This window comes from Paenibacillus sp. FSL H8-0282 (assembly GCF_037963825.1).
Classification (GTDB): domain Bacteria; phylum Bacillota; class Bacilli; order Paenibacillales; family Paenibacillaceae; genus Paenibacillus_AQ; species Paenibacillus_AQ odorifer.
Map to the genome: position 1 here is coordinate 5,985,762 of NZ_CP150146.1, position 14,969 is coordinate 6,000,730.

At 46.6% G+C, this 14,969-nt stretch carries 10 protein-coding genes and 1 riboswitch; of the genes, 3 read left to right on the forward strand and 7 right to left on the reverse strand.

Translation table 11 applies throughout. The annotated features are described in order from the left end of the window. Positions 1–4 precede the first annotated feature (4 nt). Entirely contained in the window at positions 5–1,630 is a 1,626-nt protein-coding gene (locus NST94_RS25955) for an ATP-binding cassette domain-containing protein (RefSeq protein ID WP_036680232.1), read from the reverse strand. A 155-nt stretch (positions 1,631–1,785) separates the two neighbouring features. Continuing rightward, on the reverse strand, positions 1,786–2,751 hold the full coding sequence (locus NST94_RS25960) for an MBL fold metallo-hydrolase (protein WP_076185434.1): 966 nt from the start codon (positions 2,749–2,751) through the stop codon (positions 1,786–1,788). A gap of 223 nt (positions 2,752–2,974) precedes the next feature. Here NST94_RS25960 and NST94_RS25965 point away from each other — a divergent pair, with 223 nt between their 5' ends. Beyond that, positions 2,975–4,111, forward strand: coding sequence for a virulence factor (locus NST94_RS25965; protein WP_339245011.1), 1,137 nt, complete (start codon positions 2,975–2,977; stop codon positions 4,109–4,111). A gap of 101 nt (positions 4,112–4,212) precedes the next feature. Beyond that, positions 4,213–4,418: riboswitch (Lysine riboswitch) on the forward strand. Positions 4,419–4,617: 199 nt separating this feature from the next. Next, complete coding sequence (locus NST94_RS25970) at positions 4,618–6,099, forward strand: amino acid permease (protein ID WP_076219968.1); 1,482 nt, start codon at positions 4,618–4,620, stop codon at positions 6,097–6,099. A 109-nt stretch (positions 6,100–6,208) separates the two neighbouring features. Here NST94_RS25970 and NST94_RS25975 read toward each other — a convergent pair whose 3' ends face one another. The 5 genes from NST94_RS25975 to NST94_RS25995 form a co-directional block, all read right to left on the reverse strand. Then, positions 6,209–7,348: a transglutaminase domain-containing protein gene (locus NST94_RS25975; RefSeq protein WP_076273155.1), complete on the reverse strand. Its 1,140-nt coding sequence runs from the start codon at positions 7,346–7,348 to the stop codon at positions 6,209–6,211. A gap of 139 nt (positions 7,349–7,487) precedes the next feature. Continuing rightward, positions 7,488–9,860 carry a glycoside hydrolase family 95 protein gene (locus NST94_RS25980; protein ID WP_339245016.1) on the reverse strand — a complete coding sequence of 791 codons (2,373 nt, stop codon included), beginning with the start codon at positions 9,858–9,860 and terminating at the stop codon, positions 7,488–7,490. A 115-nt stretch (positions 9,861–9,975) separates the two neighbouring features. After that, complete coding sequence (locus NST94_RS25985; protein ID WP_080742630.1) at positions 9,976–11,733, reverse strand: ABC transporter substrate-binding protein; 1,758 nt, start codon at positions 11,731–11,733, stop codon at positions 9,976–9,978. Positions 11,734–11,874: 141 nt separating this feature from the next. Then, entirely contained in the window at positions 11,875–12,780 is a 906-nt protein-coding gene (locus NST94_RS25990; protein WP_036680237.1) for a carbohydrate ABC transporter permease, read from the reverse strand. A gap of 65 nt (positions 12,781–12,845) precedes the next feature. Further along, positions 12,846–13,826, reverse strand: a complete 981-nt coding sequence (locus tag NST94_RS25995) for an ABC transporter permease subunit (RefSeq protein WP_036680239.1) — start codon at positions 13,824–13,826, stop codon at positions 12,846–12,848. Between the two features lie 741 nt (positions 13,827–14,567). Here NST94_RS25995 and NST94_RS26000 point away from each other — a divergent pair. Further along, entirely contained in the window at positions 14,568–14,969 is a 402-nt protein-coding gene (locus NST94_RS26000; RefSeq protein ID WP_339281424.1) for a hypothetical protein, read from the forward strand.

Genomic DNA, 14,969 nt, shown 5'->3' on the forward strand with positions numbered 1-14,969 from the left:
AATATTATACTTCTACAGGATACATGCGCTGGCGCATTTCCTTAATTTCTGGATTCTCCAAATATTCATCGTAGCTCATGGAGCGATCAATTACACCTGTAGGTGTAATCTCGATGATGCGGTTAGCAATGGTTTGGATGAACTGATGGTCATGGGAAGTGAATAGAATCGTGCCATCGAAATCGATCAGCCCGTTATTCAGTGCCGTGATGGATTCCAGATCCAAGTGATTGGTTGGTTCATCGAACACAAGCACGTTCGCGCCGTTGAGCATCATTTTGGCCAGCATACAGCGAACCTTCTCGCCCCCGGACAGCACACTTGCTTTCTTCAGTGCTTCTTCTCCGGCGAACAACATACGGCCCAAGAATCCACGCAGGAAAGTTTCGTCCTGATCTTTTGAATACTGGCGTAGCCATTCTACAAGATTCATTTCCACACCATCGAAATAGCTGGAGTTGTCTTTCGGGAAATACGCTTGAGTTGTAGTTACTCCCCATGTATATTCGCCCGCATCCGCTTCTTGCTCACCCATGATCACATCAAATAGCAGTGATTTAGGCTGGGAGTAAGGGCCTACAAAAGCAATCTTATCCCCTTTATTTACTACAAAGCTAATTTCATCAAGAAGCTTTTCACCTTCAACCGCTTTGGACAATCCGCTGACTGTCAGCAATTGTTTACCCGCTTCACGTTCTGGTTTGAAGTTAAGGAACGGATATTTACGGTTGGACGGACGAATGTCGTCCAGGGTAATTTTCTCAAGTTGCTTCTTACGTGATGTCGCTTGTTTAGACTTGGAAGCATTGGCCGAGAAACGCTGGATAAATGCCTGCAATTCCTTGATTTTATCTTCCTTCTTCTTGTTAGAATCACGCTGCAAAGCTTGCGCAAGCTGACTGGACTCATACCAGAAGTCGTAGTTGCCGACGTACATCTGGATTTTGCCAAAATCAATATCCGCAATATGCGTACATACTTTATTCAGGAAGTGACGGTCATGGGATACGACGATAACAGTACCTTCATAGTCCATGAGGAAGTTCTCTAACCAGCCAATAGATTCGAGATCCAAGTGGTTGGTAGGCTCATCTAGCAGCAGGTTATTTGGACGGCCAAACAAGGCTTGCGCCAAGAGTACCCGTACCTTTTCATTGCCGCTCAGTTCGGCCATTTTTTTGTCATGCAGTTCACGCATAATTCCGAGACCAATCAGCATGGCAGCTGCATCTGGCTCAGCATCCCAGCCGTTAAGCTCAGCGAACTCACCTTCAAGCTCCCCTGCACGCAGGCCATCCGCTTCTGTGAAATCGGACTTCGCATAAAGCGCGTCCTTTTCTTTCATAATTTCATAAAGACGTGTATGACCCATAATTACGGTCTCAAGTACTGGGAATTCATCATACTCAAAATGGTTCTGTTTGAGTACTGCGAGACGTTCGCCCGGTGTAACATGTACCTCACCGGTATTTGCTTCGATCTCACCAGACAGAATTTTCAGAAAGGTTGATTTACCGGCACCATTGGCACCAATCAAACCGTAGCAGTTACCAGGGGTGAATTTTATGTTTACATCTTCAAAGAGAGCGCGTTTTCCGTAGCGGAGTGTTACGCCGCTTGTGCTAATCATTACGCATTACCATCCTTTTCACTTAGGGTTTCGGCTCATTATAGCATAAATAGAGAGCAAAAAGCCCGTAAAATAGCCTTTTCAGCTGTTCTCTCCAATACTAAAGTTATTCCAGCTGCTGTACAGAGGTCGCCAGTTAGGAGGAATTTTTTCAATTATTGTCCAGTTATGCGATTCTCGGGTTGTATAATAAGCGTTTCGCCATAGCTGAGCGTACGGATTCGTTCTTCAGAAATACCCTGTTTAAGCCGGGCACTTTCCATCCGATCCAGCGCTTCCCGGGCCGTATCATCAGCAAGTCTATAGGTGCCGTAATGCATCGGAATCATGGTCTCCGCTCCAACATCTACAAATGCTTGTATAGCCTCTTCAGGGGTTACATGCTGCGAGGTCATGAACCACTCCGGTTCATAAGCTCCAATCGGCATGAGTGCAACATGAAGCTTATAGCGGCTCCCAATCTCCTTAAAACCCGGAAAATAACCGCTATCTCCTGCGAAATACAGGTTAGGAGGCAGCTTGTCGCTATCCGATTCGATCGGCTGCAGAATGTATCCTCCCCAATGAGAAGTATTCGTGTCCCAAGGCGTTCTCCGCGTCCAGTGCTGAGTCGGCACGAAGGTAAGCTTAATTTTACCTAGCGTATTTTCCTGCCACCATTCCATTTCTATGCAGTTATGAAATCCTTTGCGGAGCATCTTTCGTTTCAAGCCTATAGGAACAACAAGGGTTGTCCCTGCTCTATATAATTTACGGATAGAAGCCATATGCAAGTGGTCATAATGAGAGTGCGAGATCAGAATCAGGTCAATGGGAGGCACTTCGCTGAGCGGAATCCCGGGTTGCCCCAATCTTTTCTCAAAGCCTAGTCTTCTCGCCCAGATTGGATCAGTAATGATATTCATCCCTTCATATTGAAGGAAAAACGTTGAATGCCCAATCCACGTAATGGTGGTCTCCAGGCGATTCTCCGCCAGATAAGCTAACCTCGGCGGCGTACTTGGCACTACATATGAATAATCTTTTTTCTTCCGTCGACGTTCCTCCCGCCACTTACGAAACTCTTTAAGTGTTTTATCGGTACTCACATTGTCGAGGTTATTGTAGCGAAATTTAGCCATAGAGCACCTCATCTTTAGAAGTTTGCAGAGCATGCTTTACTTTAGCGAATATAATACAACTATATTGAACGGCAGAGTATTTTGCAAAATATACAAGTTACTTGGTAATGGTGCGCCCTTTTTCCGCAAAATATCTAAGTACCCTTTTGTGTTTCACGCCAGAAATGAGATAATATGTGTATAAAGTATGGCGGTGCATATACCGTTCAAGGGGGAGCTACGTATGAAGATTACTTTTATTGAACCGACTCCAAGTCCAAATACGATGAAGCTTCATTTGGACGAAAGTCTGGAACCTGGAATTCGCAGAACCTATACACCAGAAAGTGAACGTTCCGCACCGGCCTGGGCACGCGAAATGTTAACGATACCGGGCGTTATTAGCATCTATCACGCTGCTGACTTTGCAGCGCTCGAACGCAAGGGCAATGCGGATTGGGCAGCGATTCTAAGAGAAGTCCAGAACCGCTTCGGCAACAGCGAAGGCTTAAATGACGATTGGAGTCTTGCCGATGAGAACGCTGGCGCTCATTTCGGCGAAGCTCAAGTCTTCGTCCAGATGTTCCGCGGAATTCCGCTGCAGATCCGCGTTAAGACCGGCGCGAATGAAGAGCGCATCTCCTTAGCAAACCGCTTCACGAAGGCGGTTATGGATGTGGCTAGCGCCGTGATGATTAAAGAGCGTAAGCTCACTGATTACGGCGTGCGTTATGGCGAGCCCGCGGAGATTGCACGCGAGGTGGAGCAAGAGGTCGAAGCGGCGTATCCGCAGGAACGCCTCGACTCTCTCGTGCAGCAAGCCATTGCGCACGGCGCCGAAGGCGAGTTCGTCGAGCAGAGACGAACCCGCAGTCAGGATGAGCTGCTGCGAGACCTGAAGCATGAGGATTGGCGCGTGCGCTACGCCGCGCTGGAGGATCTTACGCCGACGGCGGAGCTCCTGCCGGAGCTTAAGGCGGCGCTGCACGATCCCAAGCTGCATATTCGCAGGCTTGCGGTCGTGTATCTAGGCGACCTTCGCACGCCTGAAGCGATGGAGCTGCTCTATGAGGCGATGGCAGACAGCGCGCCAGCCGTGAGACGTACGGCAGGCGATACGCTGTCCGACATCGGCGATCCTGCCGCCACGCCAGTGATGACGGCAGCACTGACAGATAAGAGCAAGCTTGTCCGCTGGCGCGCAGCTCGTTTCCTCTATGAGGTGGGCACATCCGATGCCCAAGAAGCGCTGTCAGTTGCGGCGGAAGATCCGGAATTCGAGGTTGGACTTCAGGCCAAAATGGCTTTGGAACGTATCGCTTCCGGTGAAGCAGCGGCGGGTACCGTTTGGCAGCAAATGTCAGAGCGTCGTCGCAGCTAACATTCCCTACCGGATTTTGTCATTGCTTGACTTGCGAACTTGCTTTATACTAATTCCTGTTGTTTATAAATGAATGAAGTAAAGATAGCCTCGTCATACTAAGATGAGGTAGAGGTCGCGGATATAAAGAGTACGCGCGTGGAGACGTTAGAGCCGTCTATGAATCGCGTCGAAAGGAATATCTGCCGAAGTCTGCACTGTCGCTCTTACAGCGGTGCAGGCTGGGGCCGTTGCCGAAAGGCACGGAACTGTCACATTGTATAACCTGCATAAGCAGCAGGTCATAATGTGTTGCGCTATCTTCACAGGGAGTATGATGCGGAGCTGTATAGATGGAAACCGCAGATATAGTCTGCGGTTTCTTTGCGTTTACAGAATTTGTATATTTAGTGTTTGTCCATAACCTTATGGAGACCACCAAATACACTCTCCCGCTCTGCGGGAGGAAGCAGCTCAGCACTCCCCGTTCATGAATTGAAAGATTAGATCATAAGGAGTGTCAAATCATGCAGGGCAAGCAGCAAAATCTAGCACAAGGCAACGTAAGTAACCCGCCTGAGCTAAAAAAATCATTTAAAGCAAGGCATTTGACCATGATTGCGCTTGGAGGATCTATTGGTACTGGACTCTTCCTGGCCAGTGGTGGCGCTATCGCTTCAGCCGGACCCGGTGGAGCACTTCTAGCCTATACGGCTGTTGGTGTTATGGTTTATTTCCTCATGACCAGTCTGGGAGAGCTCGCTACCTATTTGCCGGATTCGGGCTCATTCAGCACTTATGGCACGCGTTTCGTCAGCCCCGCTTTTGGGTTCGCCATCGGCTGGAACTTCTGGTATAACTGGGCGGTTACGATTGCAGCAGAATTGTCTGCCGCCACCGTCATTATTAAATATTGGTTCCCGGACAGTCCCTCCTTTCTCTGGAGTCTCGTGTTCCTGCTGCTGATGTTCGGTCTTAATTTCCTATCTGCTCGTGGATACGGAGAATCAGAATATTGGTTTGCCATTATCAAAATTATTACTGTTATCGCCTTCCTTATTGTCGGAGTTTTGATGATTTTCGGAATCATGGGCGGAAAAGCCGTAGGCTTCAGCAATTTCCAGATCGGGGGCAGCTCGTTCCACGGTGGCTTCTTCGCTTTCGTCGGTGTCTTTATGGCTGCGGGATTCTCCTTCCAAGGCACCGAGCTAATCGGTGTTGCAGCAGGTGAGAGTGAGAACCCTCGCCGTAACGTACCTATTGCTATTCGCCAAGTCTTCTGGCGTATATTAATCTTTTATATCCTCGCTATACTAGTAATCGGAATGCTGATTCCTTACACGAATCCAGATCTGCTGCGCGGTGGTATTGATGATATCGGAGTCAGTCCGTTTACGATCGTATTTAATAAAGCAGGACTTGCTATTGCCGCATCCGTCATGAATGCTGTCATTCTCAGCTCCGTATTGTCAGCCGGGAACTCGGGAATGTACGCCTCCACCCGCGTCCTGTACGCTATGGCTAAGGATGGAATGGCTCCACGTGCTCTAGGCAAGCTTAATCGCCGCGGTGTTCCTGTTGGTGCTTTGCTCGTGACCACAGCCGTTGGTATGTTAGCCTTTTTAGCATCATTCTTTGGTGATGGTGCTGTATACAACTGGTTGCTTAATGCTTCCGGTATGTGTGGATTTATTAACTGGCTCGGCATCGCTGTCTGCCATTATCGTTTCAGACGCGCCTTTATAGCTCAAGGTCATTCCCTTGATGAGCTGCCTTACCGGGCTAGATGGTTCCCGTTTGGGCCTATATTTGCCTTAGTACTTTGTACGGTAGCCATCCTTGGCCAGAATATGGGTGCCTTCTCAGGTGGAAACATCGACTGGTACGGTATTGCCGTTTCCTATATCAGTCTGCCATTATTCGTCTTGATTTGGGCCGGCTATCGCTTCTTCCGCAAGAGTAATATTATTCCTTTGGAAAAATGCGATCTTAGTACTCACCCAGAATAAATAGACTCCGCAAAAAAGGGATATCCAGAAGCCTGAAAGGCTGCGGGATATCCCTTTTTATATAAATCAATCTAGTATATTCAACTCCTGATTTTACTTAGCCCTTTGCCTATTCCCAAGTCACATACACTTTTAGATCACCCGTATTATCAAAAGAAGTGCTAGAATAAGACACTTCCTCTAGTCCAAGTTTATATAACTCCTGTAGATCATTCTTCAGCTGGGTTCCACTACCGTGATAACGGAATAATAAAGATCCCTCTCCTGAAGCGACAGCCTTATTCGCCAGCTGAATTAAATCTGCTGCTGAACGTACAATCCGTTCCTCGGCATACAGCTCATAATTAAGGTCCTTCTGAAGCTGCTTATACACCCCGGCGCTCTGTCCTCCACGCTCTACAAGTGCTGACAAGGTCTTATAATAGGCAACCGAAGCTGCCGGATAAGACTTCGTCCAGCTATGGTCCTGACGCATTTGTGCATCCGTCTTCAAGTAATACGCGGTGCTTACCACGCCGGCTTTATCAGGTGTCGGGTCATCCCAAGTTGTGTCGAGATGATACCATCTCCCTTCGAGCAGCACTAGATTCCAAGCATGAGACTGGCTGCGTCCTCCCGGCTGTTTTGCAGTGCCCTCGACGATTTTATTACTGAATCCCGCTTCCTTGAGCAGCTTATAGGTCAACAGCGAATACCCTTGGCAAACGGCACTGCCACTCTTCAGGCCTTCATAAGCCGTATATTTACGATAAGAGGTATCATACTTCAGACGCAGCACCACCCAGTCGTGGATAGCCTTAACCTTCTGATGATTATTCATGCCCGGTGTAATGATCTTCTTGAGCGTTGCCTTTACTTCTTTGTTCACAAAAGCGGTCTGCTCCAGCGTTTCCAAGTATTTCACTTCTACCGTAACCTTTACAGAACTTTTGCTCCCTCGATAAGTGTATCCGTAGCTGTCTATGATGTAATACAAATAGGGATCGCTATTCATCGCTTGATCTAGACCCGTTTGTATCTGTGTTTTTAAATTCGAGGTTTTCCCCTCATAAGTAAAAGTGATAGTCTCTCTACGATTATTCATCGCACCGGTTAGCTTCTGGGCAATTTCACTCACAGAACGAACGGTCGGTGAAGTCGTGGCCGCATAAGCATGCCCCCAGGTCCAATACAATGTCGGGGGAATGGCTGCGCAAATAATCACTCCTCCAAGAATGACTTTTGCCAACGTGAAGCGTTTTTTCCACATAATTATTCTGATCCTCCGGCTCCTACAGACTTATTCAAAACCCTCCATTTAATAGATAATGAAGACTTGGGCAAAAAAAGACTGTTCTCTGTAGAATAATTCTACTCTGAGAACAGCCTCTAAGCCAGATCAATATGAATTATTTCTTTAGGGGTGTAATGATATAGGTCTCTCCTATTACTGTTTCAAATTCCAGCCCCGCTCCTTCAATCTGTGTACCATCCGGTTTTTGAATGAGCAAAGGCTGGTGTTGAACAATTCTGCAGGATCGGCCATGAGTCGAGGTAACCTCTGCCCTAGTTAAACAGCCCCCGCTCCATTCTATAGTCATGACAAAGCCACCACGTGCCACCAACCCTTTCACGCTGCCTTCAGACCATTCCTCTGGAAGAGCAGGTAATAGTTCCAGACCCTCCTGATGACTCTGCAAAAGCATTTCTGCTATTCCGGCTGTAGTGCCGAAGTTTCCATCAATCTGAAACGGAGGATGATTTCCGAACAGGTTCGGCAAACTGGAATCTTGCAAAATGCGACGTAGACAGCTAACCGCACTCTCGCCATCCTTCAGACGCGCATAAAGATTAAGCAACCATGCTGCGCTCCAGCCTGTATGGCCACCTCCGTGTTCTATGCGTTTCTTCAGTGTTAAGGCTGCCGCCTCCGCTAGCTCTGGTGTGGAGGAAGGGCTAATTACGTTCCCAGGGTACAGGTCATACAAATGAGAAACATGACGATGCCCAGGCTCTTGTTCAGCAAAATCCTCATTCCATTCGCGGACAGTTCCGTCCGGTGCGATCCCTTGGTGGGCAAGCTGTTTCTGTTTCTGCATAAGCTCCTGACGCAGCTCTACATCGGTATTTAAAATATCAGCAGCCTGAATGCAGTGCTTGAACAACTCAGCGATAAGCGATAAATCCATAGCTGAGCCAGCCGAGACACTGCATGGTGTGCCGTCAGCAGTCAGAAATACATTCTCTGGCGAGGTAGACAGACCTGTGGTCCATCTTCCATCAGGCAGCTCTACTAGCCAATCCAGACAAAACAATGCGGCTCCCTTTAATATGGGATAAGCTGTGCGCAAATAGTCCTCATCTGGACGAAAAGCGTAACGCTCCCATAGATGGCGAGAGAGCCATACCCCGCCCATCGGCCAAAAAGCCCACATCGCCTTACCGTCTGATGGAGAAGTCATCCGCCACAAATCGGTATTATGGTGTACTGTCCAGCCACGTGCGGCATAATGAATACTCGCTGTACGGCTGCCAGCCACGCTAAGCTCCGTGATAAAATCTATTAAAGGTTCATGGCATTCACCCAATCCGCATAACTCGGCTGGCCAATAATTCATTTCGGTGTTTATATTTGTCGTATAATTGCTGTTCCATGGTGGCTGAATATAGGGATTCCAAATGCCCTGCAGATTCAGAGCTTGCGTCCCCGGCCGTGAGCCAGCAATCATCAGGTAGCGGCCATACTGGAACAGCAACGCTTCCAGTTCAGGATCTGCCTGTCCTTCGCGGTATTGTACCAGGCGCTCATCAGTCGGAAGCTCTCCTCGGGAAGCAGCAGATGCAAGCGTCAACTCCACACGGTGGAACAAGGATTGATGATCCTCTAAGTGGCGCTGCTTAAGCTCTGCGTATCCTTTAGAGGCTGAAGCTAACTGCACTAGGCACAACTCCGCTGGCAGCTTGCCACCGCTTCCCGGCATCCGGTCATACCCGGCATAATCGGTTGCCGCAGCCAGACGAAGGGTAATAGAGTGCGCGCCAGAAATCAACAGCGAGCCGTTCTCCGCTACACAAGTCCCACCTTCCGTCTGGATCTCCATAACCGCAGCAAAACTTATGCCAAGCCCCTCTTCATATAATACGGCACGCGGGTGATCCCCTACGTAGTTATCAGCCACATGCGACGGGGCACGGCCAGTCATAATCAGCATGCCATCCGGAGTAATCTCCGAGTTGAAAGGATGTGGTGATGCCAGATCCGCCCAGAAATCTGGCAGAGTAGCTTGGCCCTCCCCCCCCTCAGCACGGATATGAAGAGCTATAATGTCATCCGGTCTGCTGGCCAATACTTCACGTACGATCCTTACACCACCGGCAGTATAGGTTACCGTAGCCAACGCCTGATCCAGATCAAGCTCTCTCCGGTAATCCTCTACAGGACCTGCAAAATTAAACTTCAATCGCAAATCTCCAAGCGGTTGATAGGATTCCGTCCGGCTGCCTAACATTTTGGCGTCCACCAGTGCTTCTGCTTCCTTGTATTTCCCCTCTGCAACTAGCTGTTTAGCTGGAGCCAAATGCCGCAGTGCCTCATAGTTGGCTTTATCCCGCGGGAAACCTGACCATAGAGTGTCTTCATTTAATTGAATCCGTTCTTCTTCGATTCCACCAAAGACCATGCCGCCCAGCCTGCCGTTACCTACGGGCAGCGCCTCTTCCCATACAGCCGCCGGCTGCTTGTACCATAACTCATGCCGTCCGGAGTTCTTGCTCTCTCCCATGTATATTCCTCCTGTCCTGTTATTACCGGTGAAAAGCAATCAGCGGGAGGCCCGGACTTTCGTTCGGACTTCCCGCCATCTTCATGCTTTTATTGGATTAGACGAAATTTAATAATTAATCATTCCAAAGTTTCACGCGTTGTTTAACCAGCTCTTCACGCAAATCTTCAGCTTTCGTTACACCAGCTTTATCAAGCTCAGCCATGTAAGCATCCCAAACTTTATCGAAATCAGCTGGTTTAGACAAGATTGCTTCTGGGATCCGTTTCCAACTGATATCCTTCAGCTTGTTGTCAAGAACGACAATTTCGCTATCCCCAGGAATCGTGATGTTCCATGCTGCGCCCCAAGGTTTAACTTTGAACTCATCTTCACTTGGGAAGAGGTCTTTCCAAGTTGTTGCTTTGTAAGCAGCAAGTGTTTCTTTTTCAACCGCATTGTAACCTACAGTTACTTGCTCAGGGAAACGAGTTGTGTAGTAGTTACCAGATGGATCCAATACACCGTCGCCATAGTGAGCGCTCAGCAATGCATAGTTTGATCCGACATTACCCAAACCAGTTTCTTTTTGGAAGTTGGTAGTGTCATTATATTTACGGTCGTTCACATCTTCAGGAATGACACGTTTGCCATCCACAACATTGTAGTGTTTGCCTTCAATACCCCAGTTAACCAATACTTGACCTTCGTCGGAAGCTAGGTAGTCCAGGAATTTAATCGCACGAACTGGATCTTTAGCATCTACGCTGATCCCAATTCCGTTACCACCCATGAAGCCTGTAGGCCAGAAGGAGGTTTCTTTGTACTCCTCAGACAAGGTTACAGGATAGTGTCCATAGCCTTGATCCAGCTTGCCTTCAGCTTTCAATGCTCTTTCTCCATCGCCATAACCCCAGTCTTGGTCAATCAAACCAATAACGCGGCCGGTAGCGATTTTAGCTTTGTACTGATCATACTTTTGAACGAAACTTTCTGGATCAAGCAATCCGATATCGTTCATGTGGTTGAGCCAGCGGAAATATTCTTTTTCAGCCGGACGACGGAAGTGATAAGTTACTTCTTGGGTGTCGATATCAATCGCATATTCACCATCGTCAGGAGAACCAGTAGTAATAAATGCTGGGTTAGTTACTGTAATGTACATGTACCAATCATCTGCATTCAGAGTCAGGCCGATGTTTTTGTTACCATTTTCATCCGTAGGATGTTTTTCCAGGTAAGCCTTGATTACGTTCTCATAATCTTGAACAGTTTTGATTGCAGGATATCCAGCTTCTTTAACAGCACGGTGCTGTAGTTCAAATCCGCCACCAGCATCAAAATATTTGTTGTCCACACCTGCATAGGTAGGGATGGCATAAATCGCGTGATCATCGTCACTGTAACGTGAACGTTTCATGCCTTCTTCGCCCAATACTTTTTTGATATTCGGAGCATATTTTTCAATCAGGTCTGTTAGATCAAGCATTGCGCCTGCATCTACCAGCTTGCTGACATCAGTCTTAGCACTGATCAAATCCGGATATTCGCCGCTCGCTGCGATCAAGGCTACTTTTTGTTGAGGATCACCAACTGCATATTCAGCATTTAGGGTTACTCCCGTTTTTTCCGTAATCACTTTACCAACTTCATCTTGCATACCTGTCCAGTTCGGGTTAGGGTCTGCACTGAAGAAGGTCATCGTGAGCGGGGAAATATCCTCAGCCGCATTGGTCGCATTTCCAGCATTAGTTGCATTGCCGCCTGTATTTCCAGCTGCAGCATTACCATTGTTGCCATTGTTACCGCCGCAGCCTGCAAGCACACCGAGCAGCATAATAGAAGTGAGCGTTAATGCCGTAGCTTTGGCTTTTATCTTTCTATTACTTCCCATTAAATAAACCCTCCTTAAAATTGTTTATCTATCGTATCACAGGTGAAGACCTGTTAATACTTTACCCAGCTTGCCAAAAGAAAACGGATACACAATAGGTTTTAAGCATAGGGGAGACTAAGCTCCCCCGTTAAACTGTGATTAGCTCTTCACAGCACCAAGTGTCATACCTTTAACAAAATACTTCTGAATGAACGGATAAACCAACAGAATCGGTACGGTTACGACAATCGTAATCGCCATTTTGAGCGACTCCGGCGAGACCTGATTGGAAGCCAGCGAAGCAATGTTGGAGCGGTAGTCGCCTCCGTTACCACTGGTTGTGGTCTGTAGAACCTTCATCAATTCAAACTGTAATGTGGTTAAGTTAGGGCTTGAACCATTGTACAGATAAGTATCCAACCAAGCATTCCATTGACCTACTGCTAGGAACAGCGCAATTGTTGCTAACGCTGGTTTCATCAGTGGCAAAATGACCCGGAAGTAGATAGTAAAGTCATTGGCTCCATCCAGCTTCGCTGATTCCTGCAGCGCATAAGGCAGACCGTCGATAAAGGAGCGGATAACGAAAACGTTAAAAGCACTGACCAATCCAGGTAGGACATAAACTGCAAAGCTGTTCATCATATGCAGATCCTTGATCAGCATGTATATAGGAATCATTCCTCCAGAGATATACATGGTCATTGCCAAGAATGTGGAAACGAATTTACGGCCTGCAAAGTCAGGGCGGCTGATCGTAAACGCCAGCATCGAGGCACTGATCAGTCCGAATAAAGTTCCAACAACTGTCCGTAAAGCGGATATTTTAAACCCGGTGATTAATCCCGAGAAGGTGAAGATTTTCAAGTAATTGTCCCAAGTAAACTGGCGGGGATAGATGGTCACTCCACCGCGCACACTATCCACTGAATCATTCAGTGAGATGGCAAGCACGTTCAAAAACGGATAAATCGTGATTACAACCACAAACAGGATTACAAAATATACAAAGAAATCAAAGATCCGGTCTGACCATGACTTTCTGGTGATAGCTGATTCTCCCACGGTAACGCTCTCCTTTCATGAAAAGGGCAATTTGCTGCCACGATTGGGTTGAAGGGCCCTCTGTGTTACAGAAGGCTCTCTTTTGTTGTACGTTTAAAGATTCCATTAATCGTAAACAGTAGAATTACACTGATCACTGAGTTGAATATATTGATCGCTGTACCATAGGAATATCTCGCCATGCCCAGTCCGTATTTAAGTGAATACAGGTCTAACACCTGAGAATAGTCGGTAACGAGGTTGTTTCCAAGCAAGAATTGCTTCTCAAAGCCGATATTGAGCAAATTACCAATCGACATAATAAGTAGTACAGTAATTGTTGGGCGAATACCCGGAAGTGTAATATGCCATACCTGACGCAGCCTGCTGGCACCGTCTACCCGGGCTGCTTCGTACAATTCAGGCCCAATACCTGCGATAGCTGCAAGGTAGATGATGGCATTCCATCCGGTCTCTTTCCAAATATCCGATAAGGTAACGATTCCCCAGAAAAGATGGCCCTGGGCCATAAACTGGATAGGTGCGTCTATGAATCCTATTCCTAACAAGATATCGTTTACAATACCATTTTCACCAGATAACATTTTAGTTACAATCCCTGCTGCAACCACCCATGATACAAAGTGGGGCAAATACGAGACTGTTTGAGCAAATCGTTTAAAGAAGCCGAGACGCACTTCATTGAGCAATATTGCAAACGTTATCGGAAAGATAAGGCCTGCGACCAAGCCCATTCCACTCATCGCTAGCGTATTACGCAGCGCCAGAAGGAATTGCGAGTCACTGAACAGTGTCTTAAAGTGTTCAAAACCTACCCATTCTTGTTCAAAAAAGCCACGTGCGGGCTTGTACTTTTGAAAAGCCATCGTCCAGCCCCATAACGGGAGATAACTGAAGACGAATGCCCAGATCACAAAAGGTATCGACATCATCCATAAGTACTTTTGATTCTTAAAGCTTCTCCAAAACCGTCCTCCTGAAGCAGGCTTTTTGTTGCGTGTTCGGGTATCCGGCGGGATTTGAGAAGTTACTGTGTCCGCTTTCATAAAGCCCCTCCTCTCTATGTCTATATTCTAAATCTCTGTAAGCGATTGCAGTACCCTATAAATTCGACCTAAAATCAGGTGAAAATTAGAGATTTAGAGCCCAAATAAAGCGGATACATCGTTGAAAACACTGAAAACAAACATGAATTTACTGAAAATAAAATTAAGTGAAATTATTTGATTTCATAAATCAATACGATACTTAATCCCCTGTCTATTTCACACAATTAATACTTCATCCCATAATTAAAAACACCCCGAGCTAACGTTCTATGAGTGAACGTGGCCGGAAGCGAAGGCGCGGACTGAAATGACCTTATTTAAGCAAATTGCACATCTTATTGGGTTAGGCGGACTATAAAGACCTTATTCACTTAAAAAACCACCTTTTGGAGAACATTTGCAGCTAATAACGTACATGGAGTCCGATAAATCGAAATTGGACTCGAAATAGCCCAAATAACGACTCTGGAGTCCGTCATACCCGCGAATGAAAACTATAATGTGCTCTCAGATGAGGCGTAACAAGTATACCCGTAACCCCTGCCCTGCTCCTCAACGAAAACCTCCGTATGGTTCAATTAAAATTAATTACTTTAATATCATCTTAGCTAGAAAATATTACCTGATACATCAGTACTTCAACTATTTCAGATACATATTCCTTATACGCACATACCGAGTCGACATTATCTGTTGTACCTGCAATTTCTTTTCCTAAAGGAGGGTAATAGGAGAGCAATGAAAAACAAAAACATCAAGATATTATTATTGATTATTGCCGCAGTATTATTGACACTAAATTTATTTCAATTCAATAACAACGTAAGCCATAACAGATTAATGAATAGGCTGGACCTGAATCTGACATCAGAACTCGACGGTCTAAGAGTGGAATTAGAACGGTCCTCAACACCAAGCATTCTTGCTGTAGAGCAAGCGAGTAAAATTGCTGCCCTTTCGACGTATTCAACATTAGGGTTCGATTATGGATATACCTTGGAAACCAGAATACATGACAAATATGTACAAAATGAACCTTTTAAAGAGATGGATCAAATTCAAGCGTTACTTCTGGCCCTTCTAAAGGACCCTGCAAATCAAGAATTGCAACAAAGATTAGATTTATTATTAGTGAAGTAG

Bases quoted from the DNA above. Each gene is read 5' to 3' on its own strand.
- NST94_RS25995 (WP_036680239.1), bottom strand. From the start codon at position 13,826: ATGAAAGCGGACACAGTAACTTCTCAAATCCCGCCGGATACCCGAACA.
- NST94_RS26000 (WP_339281424.1), top strand. From the start codon at position 14,568: ATGAAAAACAAAAACATCAAGATATTATTATTGATTATTGCCGCAGTA.
- NST94_RS25975 (WP_076273155.1), bottom strand. From the start codon at position 7,348: ATGTGGAAAAAACGCTTCACGTTGGCAAAAGTCATTCTTGGAGGAGTG.
- NST94_RS25980 (WP_339245016.1), bottom strand. From the start codon at position 9,860: ATGGGAGAGAGCAAGAACTCCGGACGGCATGAGTTATGGTACAAGCAG.
- NST94_RS25965 (WP_339245011.1), top strand. From the start codon at position 2,975: ATGAAGATTACTTTTATTGAACCGACTCCAAGTCCAAATACGATGAAG.
- NST94_RS25985 (WP_080742630.1), bottom strand. From the start codon at position 11,733: ATGGGAAGTAATAGAAAGATAAAAGCCAAAGCTACGGCATTAACGCTC.
- NST94_RS25955 (WP_036680232.1), bottom strand. From the start codon at position 1,630: ATGATTAGCACAAGCGGCGTAACACTCCGCTACGGAAAACGCGCTCTC.
- NST94_RS25970 (WP_076219968.1), top strand. From the start codon at position 4,618: ATGCAGGGCAAGCAGCAAAATCTAGCACAAGGCAACGTAAGTAACCCG.
- NST94_RS25960 (WP_076185434.1), bottom strand. From the start codon at position 2,751: ATGGCTAAATTTCGCTACAATAACCTCGACAATGTGAGTACCGATAAA.